This window comes from Rothia sp. CCM 9417 (genome assembly GCF_048513575.1).
Taxonomy (GTDB): domain Bacteria; phylum Actinomycetota; class Actinomycetes; order Actinomycetales; family Micrococcaceae; genus Rothia.
In genome coordinates, this window is record NZ_JBLXXT010000004.1 from 94,032 (window position 1) to 112,028 (window position 17,997).

11 protein-coding genes are annotated in these 17,997 nt (G+C 55.1%); 4 read left to right on the plus strand and 7 right to left on the minus strand.

Going from position 1 to position 17,997, the window contains the following annotated elements:
• Positions 1 to 40 precede the first annotated feature (40 nt).
• From dnaE to nrdR, 4 genes are all read left to right on the plus strand, one after another.
• On the plus strand, positions 41 to 3,583 hold the full coding sequence (gene dnaE / locus ACN082_RS06655; protein ID WP_419100068.1) for a DNA polymerase III subunit alpha: 3,543 nt from the start codon (positions 41 to 43) through the stop codon (positions 3,581 to 3,583).
• A gap of 194 nt (positions 3,584 to 3,777) precedes the next feature.
• Positions 3,778 to 4,575: an Abi family protein gene (locus ACN082_RS06660; protein ID WP_419100069.1), complete on the plus strand. Its 798-nt coding sequence runs from the start codon at positions 3,778 to 3,780 to the stop codon at positions 4,573 to 4,575.
• A 141-nt stretch (positions 4,576 to 4,716) separates the two neighbouring features.
• Positions 4,717 to 6,123 carry a histidinol dehydrogenase gene (gene hisD / locus ACN082_RS06665; RefSeq protein ID WP_419100070.1) on the plus strand — a complete coding sequence of 469 codons (1,407 nt, stop codon included), beginning with the start codon at positions 4,717 to 4,719 and terminating at the stop codon, positions 6,121 to 6,123.
• A gap of 11 nt (positions 6,124 to 6,134) precedes the next feature.
• On the plus strand, positions 6,135 to 6,611 hold the full coding sequence (nrdR, locus tag ACN082_RS06670) for a transcriptional regulator NrdR (protein WP_419100071.1): 477 nt from the start codon (positions 6,135 to 6,137) through the stop codon (positions 6,609 to 6,611).
• Positions 6,612 to 6,689: 78 nt separating this feature from the next.
• On the opposite strand, the gene glgX is transcribed toward nrdR, so the two are convergent.
• From glgX to map, 7 genes are all read right to left on the minus strand, one after another.
• Positions 6,690 to 8,561 (minus strand): glycogen debranching protein GlgX, encoded by a 1,872-nt coding sequence (gene glgX / locus ACN082_RS06675; RefSeq protein ID WP_419100072.1) that lies wholly within the window; start codon positions 8,559 to 8,561, stop codon positions 6,690 to 6,692.
• On the minus strand, positions 8,558 to 10,012 hold the full coding sequence (glgA, locus tag ACN082_RS06680; RefSeq protein WP_419100073.1) for a glycogen synthase GlgA: 1,455 nt from the start codon (positions 10,010 to 10,012) through the stop codon (positions 8,558 to 8,560). Before glgA ends, glgX begins: the two co-directional genes overlap by 4 nt.
• 20 nt (positions 10,013 to 10,032) lie before the next feature.
• A complete protein-coding gene (gene glgC / locus ACN082_RS06685; RefSeq protein ID WP_419100074.1) occupies positions 10,033 to 11,331 on the minus strand; it encodes a glucose-1-phosphate adenylyltransferase in 1,299 nt (432 codons plus the stop codon).
• Positions 11,328 to 13,463 carry a 1,4-alpha-glucan branching protein GlgB gene (gene glgB / locus ACN082_RS06690; RefSeq protein ID WP_419100075.1) on the minus strand — a complete coding sequence of 712 codons (2,136 nt, stop codon included), beginning with the start codon at positions 13,461 to 13,463 and terminating at the stop codon, positions 11,328 to 11,330. The genes glgC and glgB overlap by 4 nt, the downstream gene beginning before the upstream one ends.
• Positions 13,464 to 13,499: 36 nt before the next feature.
• A complete protein-coding gene (locus ACN082_RS06695; protein ID WP_419100076.1) occupies positions 13,500 to 15,905 on the minus strand; it encodes a glycogen/starch/alpha-glucan phosphorylase in 2,406 nt (801 codons plus the stop codon).
• Between the two features lie 243 nt (positions 15,906 to 16,148).
• On the minus strand, positions 16,149 to 16,991 hold the full coding sequence (gene ppgK / locus ACN082_RS06700) for a polyphosphate--glucose phosphotransferase (RefSeq protein ID WP_419100077.1): 843 nt from the start codon (positions 16,989 to 16,991) through the stop codon (positions 16,149 to 16,151).
• Positions 16,992 to 17,016: 25 nt separating this feature from the next.
• A complete protein-coding gene (map, locus tag ACN082_RS06705; RefSeq protein WP_419100078.1) occupies positions 17,017 to 17,922 on the minus strand; it encodes a type I methionyl aminopeptidase in 906 nt (301 codons plus the stop codon).
• Positions 17,923 to 17,997 lie beyond the last annotated feature (75 nt).

Consider the following 17,997-nt stretch of genomic DNA (forward strand, 5'->3'; position numbering starts at 1 on the left):
AATCCCTCCCTGAGACTCTATCTCGTAAGGAAAAAGCGCTTTGGCTAGCACAGACTTCACCCACCTCCACGTGCATACCGAGTATTCCATGCTCGATGGTGCGGCCCGACTCACCGATCTCTTCGAGCATTCCAAACAACTGGGTATGGGTTCCCTAGCAACAACTGACCACGGTTTCCTCTTCGGTGCTTTCGACTTTTGGAACAAGGCCAACCAGGCCGGGATTAAACCCATCATCGGTGTTGAGGCCTATCTGACTCCCGGCACCGCCCGCCAGGACCGGACCCGCGTCAAATGGGGCGACGAGAACTCCGGCCGTGACGATGTCTCCGGTGGCGGTGCGTATACGCACATGACCATGTGGGCAGAGACCACCGAGGGCATGCACAACATGTTCCGCGCTTCTTCGCTGGCATCGCTTGAAGGGCAGCTCTACAAGCCCCGTATGGACCGGGAGCTACTCCAGACCTACGGTAAGGGCCTGATTGCAACCACCGGCTGCCCCTCCGGCGAGATTCAGACCCGTCTGCGCCTTGGCCAGTACAAGGAAGCGATCCAGGCAGCCAGCGACTTTAGGGATATCTTCGGTAAGGAGAACTTCTACTGCGAGATTATGGACCACGGTCTCGATATTGAGAAGAACGTGATGTCCGATCTCATTAAGCTGGCCAAAGAACTCAAGCTGCCTTTGGTTGCCACCAACGACCTGCACTACACCCACGCAGAGGACGCTAAAGCCCATGCCGCTCTGCTCTGTGTGCAGTCCGGCTCGACCCTGCAGGACCCCAAACGATTCAAATTTGACGCCGATAACTTTTACCTTAAATCCCCGGCTGAGATGCGTGAACTTTTCCGTTACTTCCCCGAAGCCTGCGATAACACCATGGAAATCGCAGAACGCTGCCACGTTGAGTTCAACACCAAGGCTAACTACATGCCCAACTTCCCCGTTCCCGAGGGGGAAAACGAGGAGTCCTGGTTCGTCAAAGAGGTAGAGCGAGGCCTGCACTACCGCTTCCCCAAGGGTATCCCCGATGAGGTGCGCAAGCAGGCCGAGTACGAGGTCGGGATTATTACCCAGATGGGCTTCCCCGGCTACTTCCTGGTGGTTGCTGACTTTATTAACTGGGCTAAGTCTCAAGGTATCCGCGTGGGGCCGGGGCGTGGTTCCGGTGCTGGTTCCATGGTGGCTTACGCTATGCGTATTACCGACCTGAATCCGCTGGAACACGATCTGATTTTTGAACGCTTCCTCAACCCCGACCGCGTCTCCATGCCCGACTTCGATGTGGACTTCGATGATCGCCGCCGTTCTGAAGTGATTCACTATGTGACCGAGAAGTACGGCGAAGATAAGGTGGCTATGATTGTCACCTACGGTACTATCAAGGCCAAGCAGGCCCTCAAAGACTCATCCCGTGTGTTGGGCTACCCCTTCTCCACCGGCGAGCGCCTCACCAAGGCCATGCCCGATGATGTGATGGGTAAGAATATTGCGCTTGCCAACGTCTATAACCCCGACGATAAGCGCTATAACGATGCCCAGGAACTGCGTGACCTGATTGAGAACGACCCTGATGCCTCCAAGGTCTTTGAGACCGCTAAGGGTCTTGAGGGGCTTAAACGCCAGTGGGGTGTGCACGCGGCGGGCGTTATTATGTCCAGCCACAACCTGATAGACGTTATCCCGATTATGCGCCGCGAACAGGACGGCCAGGTAATTACCCAGTTTGATTACCCCACCTGCGAGGGCCTGGGGCTCATCAAGATGGACTTCTTGGGTCTGCGTAACCTAACTATCATTTCTGATGCTATCGAGAACATTAAACTCAACCGTGACCTTGATCTTGACCTGGAGACCCTTGAACTTGACGATGTGGAGTCCTACAAGCTGCTGGCTCGTGGCGATACTCTGGGCGTGTTCCAGTTAGATGGTGGCCCTATGCGCCAGCTTCTCAAGCTCATGCAGCCCGATCACTTTGAGCATATTTCGGCGGTTTTGGCGCTGTACCGCCCGGGCCCTATGGGTGCCAACTCGCACACTAACTATGCTCTGCGTAAGAACGGTGTGCAGGAAGTCACCCCTATTCACCCAGAGCTGGAAGAGCCTCTGGCAGAGATTCTTGACACCACCTACGGTCTGATTGTCTACCAGGAACAGGTCATGGCCATTGCCCAGAAGGTGGCTAACTACTCGCTGGGTGAGGCGGATATTCTGCGCCGTGCTATGGGTAAGAAGAAGAAGGAAGAACTGGATAAGCAGTACGCTACCTTCCATCAGGGCATGCTCGATAACGGGTACTCTGAGGGAGCGGTCAAGGCCCTGTGGGACATTCTGCTTCCCTTCTCTGATTATGCCTTTAATAAGGCGCATACTGCGGCTTACGGTTTGGTGTCCTACTGGACTGCCTATTTGAAGGCCCATTATCCGCAGGAATACATGGCGGCTCTGCTGACCAGCGTTGGCGACGATAAGGACAAGCTGGCGGTCTATCTCAATGAGTGCCGACACATGAAGATTACGGTCCTACCGCCGGATGTTAATGAGTCTGCCCTGAACTTCACACCTGTGGGTGATGATATTCGTTTTGGTATGGGCGCAATTCGTAACGTAGGTGCGAACGTAGTCTCGGCCATGGTCCAAGCGCGTGAGGAAAAGGGCCGCTACGAGAACTTTAATGACTTCCTGTCCAAGGTTCCCATGGTGGTTTGCAATAAGCGCACCGTGGACTCCCTGATTAAAGCCGGTGCCTTTGACTCGCTGGGGCATGATCGCCGGCCGCTGTCCATGATTCACGAAGAGGCCATTGACGCTACCGTCTCGGTCAAGCGTCAGGAGGCCGCAGGTCAGTTTGACCTCTTCGGTGGCCTGGGCCTGGACGACGATGACCCGGCCAGCGAGCTGACCGTCCAGATTCCTGATGTTCCCGAGTGGGAGAAACGCGATAAGCTCAACTTTGAGCGCGAAATGCTGGGCCTATACGTTTCTGATCACCCCCTGCGCGGGCTGGAGGATGCACTGGATGCGCTTTCAGATTCAACCGTTCAGGGCTTGCTATCTGAGGATTCTGTAAAGCCGGATGGGGCTATCGTGACCATTGCGGGTATGGTTACCAGTGTTTCCCGGCGTATTGCCAAGAACTCCGGTAACCCCTACGCCCGTCTGGAACTTGAAGACCGTACCGGTTCGATTGAGGTCATGTTCTTTGGCCGTGCCTACGAACCGATTGCCGGTATTTTGGCGGAGGATCTTATCTGCACCATTAAGGGCCGTCTGCAACGCCGAGATGATGGGACAGTTACCTTGAGTGCGCAGGAGCTCCACATCCCTGAGATTTCAGCTGACGGTGCTAGCGGACCGGTTACCATTGTGATTCCTGAGTACAAGGCTACCGAGGAAACCCTGGGGCAGTTGCGCGATATCCTGCGCAACCATAGGGGTGAATCTGAGGTGCGCATTGCGATTAATACCCGAACCAAACGGGTCTTGATGCGGCTGGGGGCCGATGTGCGCGTGAACCCCAACCCAGCGCTCTTCGGGGACCTCAAGGTACTGCTAGGCCCAACTTGCTTGGATGCCTAGGTAAGCCATAACTGCTGTGGTAGCCTTTAGGTAATAGCCCCCCTCCCAAGCCTCTCTTGGATGCTCAAATGGGAGGGGCCTTTTAACAATCTGGAGCAAAAACCCTGAAGCCTAGCCTATCTATCCAAGAACAGCTTGAACTACTCAAAAGTCGTGGCCTGATAATCGAGGATGAGACCACTTGCAGGCAACTGTTGGCAACCGATAGCTACTATCGGTTTTCAGGCTATGCACGCTATTTTCAGGAAGCACCCCATGATGGCAAAGATAGCTTCAGCGAAGGAACCTCTTTCGAAACTATCCTAGACATCTATCAAGCCGATGCAGCTATACGTTATCGGCTCAGCAGGCAACTGACTGCGGTAGAACTTATGTTACGAACAAAAGTTGCGAAAGTGATAGCTGAAGAGTACTCGCCATATGGAAACTACCTGGAAGATAGCTTTTATTTGGCTACTTGCGACCGAGTCGTGGAATCTTGTCTAAGGGATATCAGTAGGAGTCGAGAACCCTATATTCTTCGATACAAGGAAGAACAATCTTCCACAGGGGAGATGTATTCAACTCTTCCTATCTGGTCAGCTGTACAAGCTTTTTCTTTTGGAACTTTGTCTAAAATAATCGAGCGAGGTGCAAATGGTAACCTCCATGCGAGGCTTGCATCAGAGATTGGTCTTGCTCAAAGGGGCTTTTCTTCCCGAGTGAAGGCACTGGTCTATCTGCGAAATCGTTGTGCACACCATAGTAGGCTCTGGAATCACTCTGTAATTGATGCTGGTGCTACCCCTAACAACGTGAGGGGTAGGGCAAAACGGCTGGTAGGGCAGTTTGATCCCCGATCTATTACCGATATCGTCGCATCACTGGATGATATCTACCTGCGTTGCGATCTGGGTAAACCTGTTCTAAATGAGCTTCATCAGGAATTTTGTGGTGTTCCTTCCTTGTGGGCTGGCTATACCCGACCTCTTTCTCCCCGTAATCACCGATAGCTTAAGAGTATTTATTTTTGAGAGAAAACAGGTGTGGTGGGTTTGAAAGCCCAGAAAATCTGGGCATTATCTATCAGCATTTGAAGGGGATTGCGGTAGACAGAAACCTCATAGGGGCTTGCCCGCGTCACAGATGCCTCTATGCTTGACGGGTGGCTTAAAATAGGGGTTGTGAGCACATCAGAGAATACCCAGAATTCAGGGGAAACACCCGCCCCCACCCTGCGCACCATTGACCTGCGCGGGACCACCCACAGCTACGCAGAACTACGGCGCCTTGTTCCCCGCCAGACTAACGAATACCTTGGCAACGCGCTCACCACCGTCCAGGAGATCATCCAGAAGGTTCAGTCAGACGGTGCCGACTACCTGCGCCAGCTTGCCGCCCGCTTTGACGGTGTAGAACAGGGCGCGCTGCGTGTACCCCAGCAAGCTATCGACCGGGCCCTGGAAAACCTGGACCCTGCCGTCCGTAAGGGCCTGGAAGTTGCTATCGAACGCACCCGTGCTTTTGCCGCAGCCCAGCGCCCCGCCGACCAGACCATTGAGGTAGCACCCGGCGCTGTTCTGACCAACCGCTGGACCCCCGTGCGCCGCGCCGGCGTTTACGTCCCGGGTGGGCTGGCTGTCTACCCCTCATCGGTCATCATGAACACCGTCCCGGCCCAGGCCGCAGGAGTGGGGTCCCTTGTGCTCTGCACCCCGCCCCAGAAAGAATTTGACGGCCTACCTCACCCCACCATCCTGGCAGCCGCAGGCTTGCTCGGCATCACCGAGGTCTGGGCGATTGGTGGCGCCGGCGCCCTTGCCGCCATGGCCTACGGTCTAGACGACGCGGGGGACTACCTTGACCCTGTAGACACCATCACCGGCCCCGGCAACATCTTTGTGGCCATGGCTAAGCGTGCGCTCCAAGGCGTTGTTGGGGTAGACGGAGAAGCCGGTACAACTGAAATTGCTGTGATTGCCGACGAAACCGCTAAGCCCGAATTCGTAGCAGCTGACCTCATCTCACAGGCAGAACACGACCCCAACGCCGGTTCGGTCCTCATCACCCATTCCCAGGCCCTTGCCAAGGCCGTCCAAGAGGCTATCAACCGCCGTGCGGCAGCCACCAAGCACGCCGAGCGTGTGGCTACGGCACTCTCGGGCCCTCAATCGGGGATCGTACTCACCGATACCCTTGAAGCTTCTATCTCGGTGGCCGATGCCTATGCCGCTGAACACCTGGAGATTCACACCGAGAACGCCGCTGAAGTGGCCGGTCGTATCCGCAATGCTGGTGCCATCTTCATTGGTTCCTACTCACCGGTACCGCTGGGCGACTACGCGGCAGGTTCTAACCATGTGCTACCTACTGGTGGCTCAGCCTCCTTCGCATCCGGCCTGAACACCTCAGTCTTCATGAAGGCCGTACAGCTCATCGACTATAGCTCAGATGCCCTGGCCGAAATTGGCGACGATATCGTTGCCCTAGCTATCGATGAAGATCTACCTGCCCACGGTGAGGCAATTACCGTCCGTACCCAACCGGGAACTAACCGCTAGGAGGCACCACTATGAACTGCCCCTTCTGCCGCAAAGCCGAATCACGTGTGGTTGACTCACGCACCACCGACGACGGCTCAGCAATCCGCCGCCGCCGCCAGTGCAACAATTGCGGTAAACGCTTTACCACCGTAGAAACAACGGCTGTTTCGGTCATTAAGCGCTCAGGTGTGACCGAGCCCTTCAACCGAGAAAAAATTATTTCTGGTGTCCGAAAAGCCTGCCAAGGCAGGCCTGTAGGGGAGGATGACCTGGCTAAGCTAGCTCAAGAGGTCGAAGAGAACATCCGAGCCAAGGGTCTAGCTGAGATTGACGCGCACGAAGTTGGACTATCTATCCTTGAGCCACTCTCAAAGCTCGACACCGTAGCCTACCTCCGTTTTGCCAGCGTTTACCAGGCCTTTGAGAGCCTTGATGATTTTGAGCGCGCTATCGCTAACCTCCGCGAGGCAGACGCAGGAGAATGCCAACAACCCACCCTGCTGTAGACACAAAACGAGGCACACCCGACAATACTCGGTGTGCCTCACTGAATGAATCTATCAAACTATCTCCAAAGCCTTGCCTTATGAGTAGACCCTAACCGATTGCGGTAGGTATTCATCCGATGCAAGCTCAAGGTGCCACTCTTTGCCTTCGGGGTGAGGAGGTAACTTCAGGTCTATTTCACCACCGGTGTTAAAGACCATCAGGATGTTTTCTATCATCACCTGGAAGCATTTAAAGTCTGGGCTGAGCCAGTCATGGTCCTGAGTGGGTACACCATCTGAACGCCACCAGCTAACCTCTTCACCGTGCAGAAAGTCCCGCTGACGCAGCTCAGGGAAACGGCGCCTTAAGCTAGTGAGCTTTCCAACGTATTCAATCAAGGAGCGATCAGCGGATTCCCAATCAATCCAGGTAATCTCGTTGTCCTGGCAGTAGGCGTTGTTATTACCAAACTGTGTATTCCCCAGCTCATCACCGGCAAGCAGCATGGGCACCCCCTGCGAAAGGAATAGGGTAGCAAGCATTGCCCTAATGCGACGCTGACGGGCTGATGCAATATCTGGGTTGTCGGTAGGTCCTTCTACACCGAAGTTGTCACTGTAGTTTTCGCTGTGGCCGTCCTTGTTATTCTCACCGTTTGCTTCGTTATGCTTTTGGGAATAACTGACGATATCGCCTAGGGTGAACCCATCGTGCGCTGATACGAAGTTAATCGATGATGTCGCTGGCCTCCCATAATGGTCAAACTGCCTGGCGCTACCCATGACAGCTGAAGCGAGCTGGCCTACAGCTTCACCGTTTCCTCTCCAAGCCTGACGTACTCCGTCACGGTAAGTATCATTCCACTCACGCCAGGGATGAGGAAAACCTCCGACCTGATAGCCATCCGAACCGGTATCCCAAGGCTCAGCGATCAGCTTGAGCTTCCTGAGCACTGGGTCTTGGGCGATAGCCTGGAAGAAAGCCGCTTGAGAGGAGAACCCAGTCTCATCACGGCCCAGGGTGCTCGCAAGATCAAAACGGAACCCATCCACACCGTAGCGCTGAGCAAAATGGCGAAGCGAATCGAGTACGAGCCGCAGTACCTGAGGGTTATGAACCGCCAAGGTGTTGCCGGTGCCGGTGACGTTGGCATAGGACCCATCGGAGTTGCGCATATAGTAACCGGCATCGTTGAGCCCGCGCATCGACAGCACGGAATCCCTCTGATCGCCTTCACCACTGTGATTGAAAACAACATCAAGAATTACTTCAATCCCGTGCTCGTGCAAAGTATGCACTGCCTGCCTGAACTCTGCATCTGCCTCTAGCCCGTTGGGGTGTTTAGAGGCATAACGAGGTTCAAGTGCAGAGAAAGCCACCGGCTGGTAGCCCCAATAATTTACTAAGCCACGTTGAACAAGATATTGGTCGTCAATAAAAGCTTGGACAGGCAGCAACTCAAGGGCGTTAACGCCGATATCGCCCAAGTGCTTGAGCACTGCCGGATCCGCTAAAGCAGCGTAGCTTCCACGAATCTCGGGCCGAATATCGGGGTGCTTAGCCGTGAGACCTTTAACGTGGGCCTCAAGAATCACCAGGTCCTCCCAGGCATGGCCGGGGCGGTTGAGCCTTGGATCCGGTCCTTCAGGCAGAGGATCAGCCAGGATGCACTTGGGCATGACAGCTGCGCTGTCACCCTCGGCATCGACTGCCATCAGAGGGTGCCAGCGCAGGGGAGCATCAAGATGCTGAGCCCACGGGTCAAGCAGAAGTTTATCCGGGTTGAATATGGGGTCGCAGCCGGTAGCCCTCAAGCCGTATCGGTCTGCGGGCTGTAAACCAGCAATATCGCCTACCCAGTACTCACCGTCGCGATGAGTTAGCTCATGCCGGGTTTCAAGCCCCTGCTCATCGAATACACAAAACCATATCTTGCTCGCTCCAGGTGCCCAAATTTCTACCTTCATGCAATGAGATTATCAAACATCTCCGAGTACTTCTGGGCAGAGTGCTCCCAACCAACAGGTTGATCCATGGCAGTTGAGCGCAGCTTCGACCAGGCTTGAGGATCTGCATAGAGGTCTAAAGCGCGACCTAGAGCGAAGCTCAAAGCACCGGCATCAATCCTGCCACCCAGGTAAGCATCACCAAAGGTAAAGCCGGTGGCGGTACCGTCAGCCAGACGCTCGGGAGTAGCATCACTCACAGTATCGCGCAGGCCACCGGTTGCCGCAACAACAGGTACAGTGCCGTAGCGCATACCGTAGAGCTGGGTCAGACCGCTGGGCTCGAAGCGTGAGGGAACCAAGACGATATCCCCACCGGCGTAGAGACGGTGGCTTAAAGCCTCGTCGTAACCGATCCGAATACCCACACGATCCAGGTAACGAGCTGCCAAATCCATCAGGGCACTCTCGTACTCCGCGTCGCCAGAACCCAGAACAACCACCGCGCCCCCCCGATCCAAGAAACTGGGGAGAGCCTCTACCAGCAGGTCAATACCTTTCTGGTAGGTCAAACGGGTAACCACAACAGCCAAGGGCCCGGTAGGCTCCGGCAGATTGAACTCTTTGAGTAGCTTCTGACGGTTAAGGGCCTTGCCCTCCGGCTGAGCAGCGGAATAGGGCTCAACTTCGGGGTCAGTCTCGGGGTTCCATACTGTGGTGTCCACACCGTTGATAATGCCGGAGAGCTCACCGCGGTCACGGCGGGCCGTAACAACACCTTGAAGGCCGAAACCGAAATCTGGGTCGGTGAGCTCCTGCGCATAACTGGGGCTGACAGTGCTCAGATGCGACGCATGAACCATGCCTGCTTTTAAGGTTGAAAGAAGACCATAGTACTCAAGTGAATCAGGTGTGAAATCCCAGGTCGGCAGCCGCATAGCGTCTAGCTGATCAGCACCCACAACACCCTGGAAGGCGATATTGTGTACCGTCATGACCGTGGGGATATTGGCCCCCGCATACTTGAGGTAGGAAGGCACCAGCCCAGCCTGCCAGTCGTGAACATGCACAAGGTCAGGCTTCCAGCTGTCGGTGGTGCCATTCATGGCAATCTGTGCTGCCGCCCAGCTGAGGGCAGCAAAACGGATGTGGTTATCGTGGTGGTCATGCCCGTGCGCCGAGTAGGGGCCACCTTGGCGTGCAAAAAGATGCGGCGCATCGAGCAAGAGCACTTTTAACCCGTCAATCTTGCCTCGCACCACTCTTGCAGGGCCACCGAACAGGTCATCATCATGCCAGACTCGAACCCCCCGCTCGATACGGTCCAATAGCCCAGGGTAGGCCGGAAGGAGTACCCTGGAGGACCAGCCAAGGGGCTCCAGAGCTGCGGGCAGAGCACCCACAACGTCTGCGAGTCCGCCAGTTTTAATCAGCGGTGCGCACTCGGAAGCAACCGAAAGTATACGTTTCACGCGCCCAGCCATACCTACCACTAACCTTCCAGCGCCGCAGCACGGCGCTCAAGCATGGGTTGGGTAATCAAAGTTACCCCGTTCTTGGTGACGCGGAACCACTTGGCGTCTTCTTCAGGATCCTTACCTACAACGAGACCTTCAGGGATGCGCACGTCGCTGTCGATGACACAACGGGATAGGCTAGCGGACTGACCGATATCTACATGGGGGAGTACCACAGCCTGATCCAGCTCAGCGAAAGAATGAACCCTGACCCCTGTGAAGAGCAGAGAGTTAGATACCTGAGCACCTGAAATCACGCAGTCACCAGAAATCAGGGACTGAACCGCTGTACCCTTGCGGGCACCCTCATTATGAATAAACTTAGCGGGCGGAGTAATCTCACCATAGGTCCAGATAGGCCAGGTGCGATCGTAGAAGTCCAGCGGCGGAATGTGGGCGGTCAAATCCAGGTTAGCCTGCCAGAAGGAGTCCAGGGTACCCACGTCGCGCCAGTAGGGCTCAGTCTCAAGGCCGCTCATGACGCATGAGTCGCTAAACCGGTGCGCGTAAGCCCTTCCGTCTTTTACGATCTGCGGGATAATGTCATGGCCAAAGTCGTGCGTGGAATCGGGGTCATTCGCATCGGCAATCAGGATTTCACGCAGCAAAGCCCAATCGAACACGTATATCCCCATAGACACCAAGGACTCATCCGGGTTATCCGGTGAACTCGGAGGATTAGCAGGCTTCTCCAAAAAGTCAACGATTCGGCTATTTTCATCAACAGCCATAACACCGAATGCGCTGGCTTCCTCACGCGAGACAGTCAAGCAACCAACGGTGACAGCGGCCTTGTTATCAACATGCTGCTGCAACATAATCTCATAGTCCATCTTGTAGATGTGATCACCTGCAAGAACAACAATGTACTTTACCTGGTAGTCATCAACGATATCGATGTTCTGGTAGATAGCGTCTGCAGTGCCCAAATACCACTGATGCTCAGAGACACGCTGGCTAGCAGGAAGAATATCAAGGTACTCATTACGCTCAGCACGGAAGAAACCCCAGCCGCGCTGCATATGGCGAATCAGTGAATGAGCCTTGTACTGGGTTGCCACAGCCATCTTTCGAATACCTGAGTTGTAGGCATTCGAGAGAGGGAAGTCGATAATTCTCGCCTTTCCTCCGAAATGGACTGCGGGTTTGGCGCGACGGTCAGTGAGCTCTTCAAGACGGCTGCCACGGCCACCAGCTAGCACGAAGGCCATGGCCTGACTTGAGAGGCGGTGGTTGCCGGTCCTTGGGCTGTTGGGAGGGGTGTTGGGAATCATGATTGTTCCTCTGCAAAATAGATAACTGAAAAGGGTGGAAGTTTGACCAGAGCTGATTGAGCTTCGTTGCCCATGGGGACGGGTTCTGTCTCAATAGCACCACCATGGCCACGGTTGCCACCGTGATAGTGGGCCGAGTCGGTATTGAGAACCTCAAGCCAACGTCCAGCTATCGGGAAGGGAACCCTGAAGCCGTCATACTCAGTCGGGCTCATATTCATAACAACCACAATGTGGGGGTCTTGGGGTGCTCCGCGGCGTAACCAGGCGTAAACCTGTTCATCAAGAGCATCAAGAAGGAGCCATTGGAAACCGTGCGGGTCGCAATCACTGCGATGGAGGGCAGGCTGTTGCCGGTAAAGGCTGTTTAGATCTCGTACCAGTGACTGAACCCCCAGATGGCCTGGGTCCTCTAGGACCTTCCACTCAAGTTCGCTCTGGTAGTTCCACTCGCCGGGTTGGCCAAATTCTTGGCCCATGAAGAGAAGCTTTTTGCCGGGGTAAGCCCACATATAGGCTAAAAAGGCTTTGATATTTCCAAGTTTGGATGCATGATCTCCGGGCATCCGCCCATAGAGCGAACCCTTACCGTGGACAACTTCGTCGTGGCTGATGGGGAGCATAAAGCGCTCGCTGAATACGTAGGTTATGCCAAAGGTCAGCAAATCAGAATGGTCCTTGCGGTAACTGGGGTCTAGCCCAAAGTACCTGAGAGAGTCATTCATCCAGCCGAGGTTCCATTTATAGTCAAACCCGAGTCCACCGTCTTGGGTTTCTCGCGTGACGCCGGGGAAGGTTGTGGACTCTTCCGCAATCATCATTGTGCCTTCGGTGTTTCGACCTACGGCATCGTTTGTTTGGCGTACGAAATCGATAGCTTCGTAGTTTTCTCGTCCACCGTCTTTGTTGGGAACCCACTCACCTGCTTTACGGGAGTAATCGCGGTGAATCATCGACGCCACAGCATCCACTCTTAAACCATCAAGATGGTATTCCTTGAGCCAGTAGATGGCGTTAGAACGCAGATGCCCGGCTACTTCTGGGCGACCATAGTTGTAGATGAAAGTGTTCCAGTCGGGGTGGAAACCCTCTTGGGGGTTTTCGTGTTCGTAGAGGGCTGTGCCATCAAACCGGCCGAGGCCGTGTTCGTCGGTGGGGAAATGACCCGGTACCCAATCAGCAATAACTCCGAGTCCCTTTTGGTGAGCCTGATCTACAAAAGCTTGGAAATCTTCAGGTAGCCCGTACCTGTAGGTAGGGGCATACATGCCGATGGGCTGGTAGCCCCAGGAACCATCGAAAGGATGCTCGGTAATGGGTAGTACCTCAATATGGGTGAACCCTAGGTCAGCTACATAGTCGATGAGATCATGCCAGCCTTCCTTCCGCCAGGATCCAAGGTGAACCTCATAGACACTGACTGGTGAATCCTGTGCGTGCAGCTGCGCCCGGCTCTGCAACCACTTTTCGTCCTGCCAGGTGTGCTTGCCGAGCTTTCGTACGATAGAGGCAGTTCCCGGGGGGACCTCGGCCCCGAAGCCGACAGGGTCGGCCTTGAGCGGTAACAGCTCATTGTCGTGGCCTAGAATCTCGTACTTATAGACTTCTCCCTCGCCAAGACCGGGGATAAAGAGTTCCCATACACCGCAAGATCCCAGTGGGCGCATGGGGTGTATGATGCCGTTCCAGCTGTTAAAGGAACCCACTACGGAGACGCGGTGAGCGTTCGGGGCCCATACCGCAAAATGCAGGCCGGGGATATTCTCATGCTCCAGGGGGTGCGCTCCGAGTACCTTCCACAATTGCTCGTGTCGGCCTTCGCCGATAAGATACTCGTCCAGTGCACCCAGTACGGGTGCAAAGCGGTACGGGTCCTGACGCTCTTCGATATGGCCACCGGTCCACTCAATGCGTAATCGGTAGTAGGGGAGAGGCTCCCCCACAAAGATTGGCATATCTGCCCACGGGCGGATCAGTTCGTTCTGATCTGTATCGTTGACTGCCCAGACCTTCAGAGCGCCAGGGAAGAGTGCAACTAGCTCTTTGCCATCTTCACTGGGGCCAAGAACCTTGAAAGGATCACGGTTCCTCCCTGTGGTGAGGGCTAGAGCTTCTGCTTCGGTGATCGCCATAAGGCTTCTCCAGATTCCTTAAAGTAACGGTCTAGCCTAAATGGCCGGGTCGATTCCCCATATTTGGCTCATGTACTCGCGCACAGAACGGTCGGAGCTGAAGTAACCCATACGGGCAATGTTCAATACCGCCATGCGATTCCAACGAGCTGAATCGCGGTAAGCGGCCTCAACCTCTTGCTGAGCACGATCGTAGTCATCAAAATCAGAGGCGACGAGGAACCAGTCCTTGTTCCACATATCATCGACCAGCTGACCAAAACGGTAAGGCTCACCGGGGCTAAAGGTGCCCTCTGCTACAGCCTGAAGGATGTCCCTAAGAGCCTGGCTCTTCTCGATTGCTAGGCGTGAGTGACCGGGCTGGCTACGGCGCTGAGCTACTTCCTCGGTGGTCAGACCAAAGAGGAAGAAGTTCTCTGCACCAACATGCTCACGGATTTCGACGTTGGCGCCATCGAGGGTACCGATGGTAAGCGCGCCGTTGAGAGCGAACTTCATGTTGCCTGTTCCCGAAGCTTCCATGCCAGCAGTTGAAATCTGCTCGCTCAGGTCAGAAGCAGGAATGAGGCGTTCTGCCATGGAAACGTTGTAGTTCGGCGGGAACACGATACGGAGCAGGTGGTTTGTCTCGGGGTCATTATTGACAAGATCCGCAACATCGTTGATGAGCTTGATGATGTCCTTAGCGGTCTGGTAGCTGGGGGCAGCCTTACCACCGAAGATCTTGACGCGAGGTACCCAGCCAGCGTTCGGGTCACGCTTGATGCGCTGGTAATGCGCAATAGTCCAAAGGATGTTCAGGAGCTGGCGCTTGTATTCGTGCATGCGCTTGACCTGTGAGTCGTACAAAGCATCAGTGGGTAAATCAATGCCGTGCTCTTCGCGCATCCAGCGGGTGAAACGCTCCTTAGCTGCGAGCTTAGTCTGCCCGAAGGCATGGAGGAACTCGGGGTCACCTGCGTATGCTTCAAGTTCTTTGAGACGCTCGAGATCAGTTTCCCAGCCTTCACCAACGGTCTTGGTGATCAACTCAGCCAGCGCGGGGTTTGCTAGCTTGAGCCAGCGGCGCGGAGTAATGCCGTTGGTGATATTCAGGATGCGATCGGGGTGCAGAGCATTGTGCACGGGGAAGAGCTCAGTTCGGACGAGCTCGGTGTGTAAGGCAGACACACCGTTGACACGGTGGCTGGTCGTAAAAGCTAGGTCACCCATATTGACCTGGTCGCCTGAGATGAGGCGGACTGGGTGGGGTGAGCCTGACTGGAGCTCAACAAACTGCTGATCGAGACGCTCAATGATGTGGAGATGGCGAGGTAGCACGTTACGCATCAGGCCAACGGTCCAGCGCTCCAGTGCTTCGGGCAGAAGGGTGTGGTTGGTGTAGCCCAGAACGCGGTTGCTCAAATCTGCGGCGCGGTCGAAACCGAAGCCGTGGTCATCGACGAGGATACGGATGAGCTCGGGGCCTGCGATTGCAGGATGCGTATCGTTCATTTGGATTGCTACATGCTGATCCAGGTTCTCCAGGGAGGAATGGCCTGCTAGGTGGCGGCGCACGATGTCCTGAACAGATGCTGAAGTCAGGAAGTATTCCTGTGACAGGCGGAGCTGCTTGCCGCCGTCGGTGGTGTCATTGGGGTAGAGAACCCTGCTGAGACTACGAGCAAGAGCTTCGGGCTCAGCGGCGGCTACAAAGTCACCGGAGTTGAATTTACCCAGGTCAAAAAGGTCGGCGTTGGGTGCTGCGGCCCAGAGGCGAAGGGTGTTAGCCCACTTGCCGCCGTAGCCTACAACGGGGGTATCGAATGCCTGGGCCTGCACATGTGTACCGGGCTCCCAGCGCAGAAGACCATTTTCCTCGTACATTTCGCCGCCAAAGCCAACGCCGTAGACTGACTCAGGCCGGTTGAAGTCCCAGGGGTTTCCGTTAGCGAGCCAGTTCTCGGGGTTCTCCTGCTGGCGACCGTCTAGGAAGCTCTGTTCAAAGAGGCCGTGTTCGTAGCGCAGACCGTAACCGTAAGCGGGGCAACCAACAGTTGCCATTGATTCAAGGTAGCAGGCTGCCAGGCGGCCAAGACCACCGTTGCCAAGTGCCGCATCGGGCTCAGCCTTGGCCACGGTTTCAAAATCAAGGCCAAGCTCGCTGAGTGCTTCTTCAGCAGTCTCACGCAGACCCAGGTTGATTGCAAGGTCCTCCATCAGGCGACCGATGAGGAATTCCATTGAAAGGTAGTAGACACGTTTACGGTCTTCGTCCCAGGTGCGTCGTGTGGAGGCAAACCAGGGCTCAACGGCCCTGTCACGCAAAGTGTGCGAAAGCGCGATGCGCCAATCGAAGATAGTTGAATGTTGCGGATCTTTTCCTGCTGTGAACTGAAGATGTTCCAACAAAGAAGCGCGGAAGTTTGCTACTGAAATTTCAGGACGTTCGTTTTGTGCCATACTTCGATACTAATTTCAAATTCGCGGGTAGAGGCAAAAATGGCACGAACCGCCGATACCGATATCAAAAATTCTTTTTTTTGAGACAGAATGAGTTTCCCAGCGGCATGGTACGACTTAAATTGACGCAATCTTGGTGCTTCCTGAGAGATGCTCACAGATAGTTTTGTCTAAAGAAGAGGCCACCAGCTGCATATCTCAGCCGGTGGCCACTGCCTGCTACCACTGCTTTAGGGGGCAGTATTAGGCTTTCACGGAAGCTCTACGCTTGTGCTCGCTGGGCATGCCACCAGCCCACAGCGCAGCCCCAACAATGCCAGCGTTATTGCGGAGGGCTGCCATAACCATGGGAGTACGCAGCTTCCCCTCAAGATAAGGCATGAACTTCTCAGGATTCTTAGAAATGCCCCCGCCGATAATGAACAGGTCAGGTGAGAAGAGCATCTCAAGGTGTGAGAAGTAGCGGTGCAACCGCTTGCCGTACTTTTTCCAAGAGAGCTCATACACCTCACGAGCACGTGCTGATGCACGGGTCTCAGCATCCTGCCCATCAATCTCGAGGTGACCGAGTTCTGTGTTGGGAATAAGCTGACCGTTGTTAATGAGTGCGGAACCAATTCCGGTACCCAGAGTAATCAGGGCAAGCAGGCCGTCCTTATCCCGTCCCTGGCCATAAGTGGCTTCTGCTAGCCCGGCGGCGTCGGCATCGTTCAGGGCATAGACCAGACGGCCCCCCAGGGCCTTACTCATAGTTTCTTCGAGGTTGGTTCCAACCCAGCTGGGGTCAACGTTTGCAGCCGAGAGAGCAAGACCGTTCTTGATGATGGCAGGGAAATCAATTCCGATTGCAGAATCTGAGAGCGGTGCCAGATCGCGCCCCTGTAACTCTTCAACGATCTGGGCTACTACACCTGCACAGGCCTCTGGCGTTGCTGGCTGGGGAGTCGGGATCCGGAAACGGTCACCGACCAGTAAACCGGTACGAATGTCTACAATCCCGCCTTTCATACCGGTACCACCGATATCGATACCGATGACCAGGTCAGCCGGGGTGGGCTCGGGAATCTGGTGGCCTGCTTCAGCCATGTCCTACTCCTTGAAGGTGATGAGGCTAGGGAAGAGTTAGAATGTCGACACCGTCGGCGGTAACAACCATGGTGTGCTCAAACTGGGCGGTGCGCCTGCGGTCTTTGGTGACGACGGTCCAGTCGTCATCCCACATATCCCACTCGATGGTGCCCAGAGTCAGCATGGGTTCGATTGTGAAAATCATGCCTTCTTCGATAAGGGTGTTGTAGGCGGGGGCGGCATCGTAGTGGGGAATGATTAGGCCAGAATGGAACTCACGGCCCACACCGTGGCCTGTAAAGTCCCGGACTACACCGTAGCCAAAGCGGGCTGCGTATTTCTCAATCACTCGCCCAATAACATTGATTTCTCGTCCCGGGCGGACAGCCTTCATGGCACGGTTGAGGGCTTCTTCGGTGCGTTCAACAAGCAGACGCGATTCTTCATCAACGTTTCCGACCAAGAGTGTACGGTTGGTGTCGCCGTGCATGCCATCGAGGTAAGCGGTGACATCGAGGTTGAGGATGTCTCCGTCTTCAAGAACGGTTGAATCGGGGATTCCGTGACAGATGACCTCATTTAATGAGGTGCAGACACTCTTGGTGTAACCACGGTAGTCAACGGTTGAGGGGTAGGCACCGTGGTCGCAGATGTACTCGTGCACTAAAACATCGATGTGGTCTGTGGTGGTTCCGGGAACCGCAATTTTTTCGGCTTCCACGATTGCCCCGGCGGCAATCTTGCCAGCGGCTCGCACCCGCTCAATTTCTTCGGGCGTGTAGAAGTTGGAGCCTTTACCTTCATCGGCTTCAGGCTTGCCTACATATTCAGGGCGTTCAATGCTTGCCGGTACCGAGCGCATGGGGGTAACTGTGCCGGGCACCAGGCAACCAAGAGGTGCTTTGCCGGGCTGAGCGGGAAGATTATGGCTAGAAGAATTTGTCGACATGTTATAAATCGTAGTCCCTCTCCTGATGCTCGATGGGGTCTGATGGGTGCCAGGCAAGGAAACTTTTGCCACACT